The sequence below is a fragment of the Microbacterium enclense genome, assembly GCF_004022425.1.
Taxonomy (GTDB): Bacteria; Actinomycetota; Actinomycetes; order Actinomycetales; family Microbacteriaceae; genus Microbacterium; species Microbacterium enclense_A.
The window spans coordinates 1-2,595 of the sequence record NZ_RBZY01000122.1 but is presented as its reverse complement, the minus strand read 5'-3'; the positions used below and the strand labels follow the sequence as shown (position 1 = coordinate 2,595).

The following is a 2,595-nucleotide window of genomic DNA, read 5'->3' as shown; positions in this document are numbered from 1 at the left end:
CACGCTGAGACGCGGCGTGTCTCGGGAGTATTAGCGTTTATCGCGCAGAGAGGGGCGCCGGATGCCACGCGCCCGGCGCTCCGCCCAGCCCCGCGTCAGCCGAGCAGCGCCACCGTGCGCGCGGTGAGCGCGCGCGGGTCGGCATCGTCCAGCCGGGCCGTGCCCAGCGTCCGGGCGGCGCGCAGCACGAGGCGCGCCGCGACGGCGCGCTCCGGCTCGGGCAGCGTCTGGATGTCGGCGACCTTCGAGAACCCGACGATGCGGCGGACGGCCTTCGCGGCGCCGTAGATCGCGGCATCCGATCGCACCACCGCGAGCGTGTGCTCGAGCACCTCGTCGCCGTACACGCGCGGGTCGACGCGGTCGGGCCAGCGGCGGCGGAACTCCGCCTCGAACGCATCGACCAGCTCCACCGGCAGCGTCAGCAGCGCCTCGGCGTCGGCCGAACGGCCCAGCACGTGCGCGCGCGCCGCGGCGATGACGAGGTTCGCCCACACGGCGCCGAGGTCGAAGCCCGTCGGACCGTACGTGCCGAACTCCGAGTCGAACGCCCGCACCGAGGCCCCCTCGGCGCGCACGAACACCGATCCGGTGTGCAGGTCGCCGTGCAGCAGGCTCTGGGTGCTCTCCTGGAACCGCTGCTTGGCCAGGCCGATCTCGCGCACGAACGCCCGGTCGGCGCGGAGCTCCCGCACGTCGTCGTCGTTGGCGTCCAACCAGCCGTTGTGCTCGTGGTCGACGTACGGCTCGGTGAACACCAGGTCTTCGGTGATCTCGCTCAGCTCGGGGTTGGTCGCGGCGGCGATCGCGCGGCGGCGCTCCGGCCCCGGCGTGCCGAACACGCTCGTCGCGAAGCCCACCGCGCCGACGTACTCGCCGAGCTGCGCCGCGGCGTACGTGTGCAGCCGCCCGGCGTTGAGCTCTCCGCGCCACACGGCGTGGTCGCTGAGGTCCTCGATGGACAGGGCGAGGTTCTCGGCGTCGAAGCCGTGGAATGCGGGCACGTGCGCGGGGTCGATCCGCTCGTGCGCGCCGAGCACGACGGCCTCGCGCGCCGCACGCTCACGCGTGAGCGGCCACGAGGGGTCCACGCGCACGTGCGGCAGCGACTGCTTGACGACGACGCCGTTGCCCGCGGCATCCTTCACGATGAAGACGAGGTTCAGGTTGCCGTCGCCGACCTCCTCGACGGACACGATGGATGCCGGATCCACGGGCCCCGCAAGGTGCGGTCGCTCCACCAGGTAGGCGGGGACGGACGCGACGGTCAGCTGATCGGTGAGGACGGTCATGATGCGGTGGTGCTCCCGGCGACGATGGTGGTCTTGCGACGGCGGAACGTGAAGCTGAACAGCAGGGCCACGAGCAGCACGAGGCCCTTCCCGAAGTCCTGGATGTAGTACGGCAGGCCCATCATCGAGAACCCGGTGACCATCACGGCCACCAGCACCGCACCGAGGGCCGTGCCCCACGCGTTGGGGCGCCCGATGCCCAGTACCGAGACGCCGACGAGCGCGACGGCCACGGCGTCCAGCAGCAGGCTGTTCCCGGCCGAGACGTCGCCCTGTCCGATGCGGGCGGCGAGGATGAGACCGGCGATGGATGCCAGGATGCCGCACCCGATGTACGCGGCGGCGCGGTAGGCGCGGACGCGGACGCCGGCGAGACGCGCGGCCTCGGGGTTCGAGCCGACGGCGGCGAGCGCGCGCCCCCACCGGGTGCGGTCGAGCACGAACCACAGCACGACCGTGAGTCCGAGGAACAGCACCACGGGCACCGAGATCGGGCCGATGAAGCCGCGGTCGAACCACACGAAGTCCGGGGTGAAGCGGCCAGGGGCGGTCGTGCCGTCGTCGAGGGTCATCTGCGACGAGATGGACTTGCCGTCCACGATGATGAGCTTGAGCCCGACGACCGTGAACATCGTCGCGAGCGTCGCCAGCAGGTCGGGGATGCGGGCGAGCACGATCAGCGCGGCGTTGATCGCGCCGATGAGGGCGCCGGAGAGCAGCACGACGCCGACGGCGATCCCGCCCACCTGATTCGCGATCACCATGGTCCACGCGGCGATGGATACGGCGAATCCGGCGTTCGCGCCGACGGACAGGTCGAGCCCGCCGACGGTCATCGCGAGGGTCACGCCGAGACCGGCGATGCCGATCGGGGCGATGTACCTCAGCATCCCGACGATGTTCTCGGGAGTGGCGAAGGCCGGCTGCGTCACGGCGAAGTAGGCGATGAGCAGCACCGTGACGGCCACGAATCCCCATTTCGCGACGGCGTCCACGATGACGGACCCGACGCGGGGTCGCGCGGGTGCGGCGACGGAGGTCATGCGATTTCCTTCCGATGGCCGGGGTCGTCGAGCAGAGCGGCGACGATGCGCGCGCGGTCGAGCACGCCGGCGGGGGTGTCCAGGACGATGCGCCCCGAGACGAGGACGACGATGCGGTCGGCGACGTCGAGGATCTCGTCCACGTCGCTGGAGAGCACGAGCACGGCGGCACCTTCGGCCGCGCGGTCGCGGGCGGCGCCGCCGATGCGGCGGCGTGCACCGATGTCGACGCCGCGGAACGGCTCGTCGAGCACGGCGAG

General features: G+C 71.9%; 2 protein-coding genes and 1 pseudogene. All 3 read right to left on the bottom strand.

Annotated elements, in window-relative coordinates; translation table 11 throughout:
* Positions 1-95: 95 nt before the first annotated feature.
* Entirely contained in the window at positions 96-1,292 is a 1,197-nt protein-coding gene (gene mtnK, locus D8Y23_RS16425; protein WP_128219090.1) for an S-methyl-5-thioribose kinase, read from the bottom strand.
* Entirely contained in the window at positions 1,289-2,335 is a 1,047-nt protein-coding gene (locus D8Y23_RS16420; protein WP_128219089.1) for an ABC transporter permease, read from the bottom strand. The genes mtnK and D8Y23_RS16420 overlap by 4 nt, the downstream gene beginning before the upstream one ends.
* Positions 2,332-2,595: pseudogene (locus tag D8Y23_RS16415) on the bottom strand (sugar ABC transporter ATP-binding protein); the annotation flags it as partial. The gene D8Y23_RS16420 and the pseudogene D8Y23_RS16415, both read right to left, overlap by 4 nt.